Genomic DNA, 2,472 nt, shown 5'->3' with positions numbered 1-2,472 from the left:
GCGGGCGGTGCGCATCAGGCGGGTGGTCTGGCCCTTGCCGTCGGTGTGGCTGAGTACCTGGCCGTAGACGTTGTAGGTGAAGGTTTCGGTGGTGCCGTCCGGGTGGCTGATGCGCTGCACTTCGCCGTCGGGCTTGCGTTCCAGCGTGGTGGTCTGGTTCAGCGCATCGGTCACCGCGACCAGGTGCTGGCCAACCCGTTCCTCCACGCTCCGATTTTTAACGAAAAAACGCGCAAAGCCTCAAGAATCAGTTAATTAGGGAATTCTCCAGCGCAATAAATATCAAATAACTTTTTCACCCACTCAACATCACACACCTTAGATATCGACTCAGCCACCAGCCCTATATCATCCGAAATATATCCTGCAACATCCGAGCTATTAACCAACCCGTATACTTTCTTAAACACATACTCTCGCATATCACTTACACCCTCTTCATCGCTTTCAGATGAGTACTCGATTTTTTTTAATTCCTCAAATGCAGCGATCCATGCGGAGTCGAAGACATCGTCATCACGCCTGTCTAATGCTTCATCCCAATCATTCACACTAGACACAACAGCCTCAAAAAAACCATCCCGCTGAATTATACACTTCAAATCATCCAAAGATTCTATTTTCATCTTAGCCCACCCTCTTTAAGCCAATTTTCTATTAAATCGACCGCTGCGCGCGGCGTCACATTTTCACCAAGAACATGGGCTCCGTTCGGCGAAACGACATCAACTTTGATATGATCCAAATCTTTATAAGCCTCACGATATGCCGCAAAAAGTTGATCATCTGTACCTGGGAAATCGCCTTGCCGAGGCCCGACCGGTCCTCTTTCTGCCTCATGTAGAAGCCAATGTTCATGCTCTGGGTTTTCACCTTTAGGGAATAGTGTTGGCCGCGTTTTATCAGATCTAGAAACGGCGAAAGGTCTACCTTTCGACTTTCGCACCGATGGCACATGATGTCCAGATTTGCTCACCCCCATACCTTTCTTCTCGCACCAACCCCAAGGATCAACTCCTGTGAAGGGGCTGGAAACATAACGATAGAGATTGAATCCTCCATCCAAACCTATCGGATCTTGTGTAACAAAGCGCCCAAGCTCACAATCGTAGTAGCGAAACGTATTGTAATGCAGCCCTGTTTCTTGATCAAAGTATTGGCCTTGGAAGCGCAGATTCTGCTCAACCTTACTAACGGGCAGTTGCTCTACCGCCCCCCACGAGCGATACGTTGCCTGCCAAACACTCTCACCCTCGCTATCCGTCAGCTCAAGCGGCGTCCCAATCTGATCCGTATGGAAGTAATAGACCTTCTGCCCTTCCCCTTCAACCCGATCAACCCGCGCCAACGGCGCATAGCTACCCGGCTCGTACAGGTACAAGATGCTCTGCCCTGGCGTTTCCTCCCGCAGCATCCTTAGCCCTTGCCAGAGGAAGCGCTTCTGCTCGACCTCACCATTGATTTCAGCCTGCTTGGCTATTCGCCTCCCCAAGCTGTCGTAACGATACTCGCCTTGGCTTTCCAGCTTGCCATTGACCAACGTCTCCGCCCGCACCAGCCGGTTCTCGCAGTCATAGCTGAAGTACTGCAGCTTGCTGTGCCCCGAGCGCTTCTCGATCAGGTTGCCCCACGGGTCGTAGCGATACTCCTGATCCCGCCACTGTTTGATGCGGTTGTCCTTGACCTTGTCGAACTGCCGCGCATTGAAGTCCAGGCGGTTGGCTGCCGGGTCGTAGCGGAATTCCTCGCTGCCGATCAGCGAACCGGTATCGCGACTGCGCAATTGGCCGTTGGCTTCGTACTCGTACTTGATCTCGCCACGCAGCTTGTCGAGGGTACGCACCAGTTCACCGGCCGGGTCGTACTGGTAACGGCGGTGGATCGGGTTGTAGGCGTGCTCGACCAGCAACGAGGTATTGATGCCGGTGTTGTGCACCTGCGAAAGCTTGTCGGCCGGCAAGGTCGAGGCAAACTGCCACGCCTTGCGCCCCATGGCGTCATAACCGAAGCAACTGGTGAGCTTGCCTTGGGTCCGGTACACCTCGCGGTGCAGGTCATCGCGCTCCATGTCGCTGATCACCTGGCCGTCCAGGTTCAGCTGGTGCAGGTGGCCGCTGCCGTAATACAGGTGATTGACCTTGCGCCCATCCGGCAGGGTCAGCGTGGTCAGGTTGCTGAGCGGGTCGTACTCGTAGGCTAGCGTCCCTTCGGGGGTGATTTCTTGGGTCAGCCGGCCGAGCAGATCGTAGGTGTACTCAAGCTTTTCTTCTGTGATCCCAAGCTGCTTGCCGATCCCGGTCGGTTGCCGCTCGATGCTCAGCAGCCGGTCGCCGTCGTCGTAGACGAAGTCTTGCCGCGCATCGCTATTGAGCTTGGCAATCAAACGGCCAATGGCATCACGCTCAAAGAGCGTATGGCGCTCGGGCCGCTCGGCATTTTCGCCATAGCCAATCTCATCCAGTCGTGTGAGAT

2 protein-coding genes and 1 pseudogene are annotated in these 2,472 nt (G+C 54.4%); all 3 read right to left on the bottom strand.

Annotated elements, in window-relative coordinates:
- Positions 1–189 (bottom strand): annotated as a pseudogene (locus ACK59Z_RS25710) (hypothetical protein); the annotation flags it as partial.
- 62 nt (positions 190–251) lie between these two features.
- Complete coding sequence (locus ACK59Z_RS25705) at positions 252–626, bottom strand: hypothetical protein (protein ID WP_060537274.1); 375 nt, start codon at positions 624–626, stop codon at positions 252–254.
- The coding region (locus tag ACK59Z_RS25700; protein ID WP_409293970.1) for an RHS repeat-associated core domain-containing protein at positions 623–2,472 on the bottom strand (1,850 nt) is incomplete at its 5' end. The genes ACK59Z_RS25705 and ACK59Z_RS25700, both read right to left, overlap by 4 nt.

This window comes from Pseudomonas sp. KCJK9058 (assembly GCF_046230975.1).
GTDB lineage: Bacteria > Pseudomonadota > Gammaproteobacteria > Pseudomonadales > Pseudomonadaceae > Aquipseudomonas > Aquipseudomonas alloputida.
The sequence above is the reverse complement of the archived record's forward strand: the minus strand, read 5'-3'. Positions and strand labels throughout refer to the sequence as shown.

Coding starts and splice junctions, on each gene's coding strand:
- ACK59Z_RS25705 (WP_060537274.1), bottom strand. CDS start 626: ATGAAAATAGAATCTTTGGATGATTTGAAGTGTATAATTCAGCGGGAT.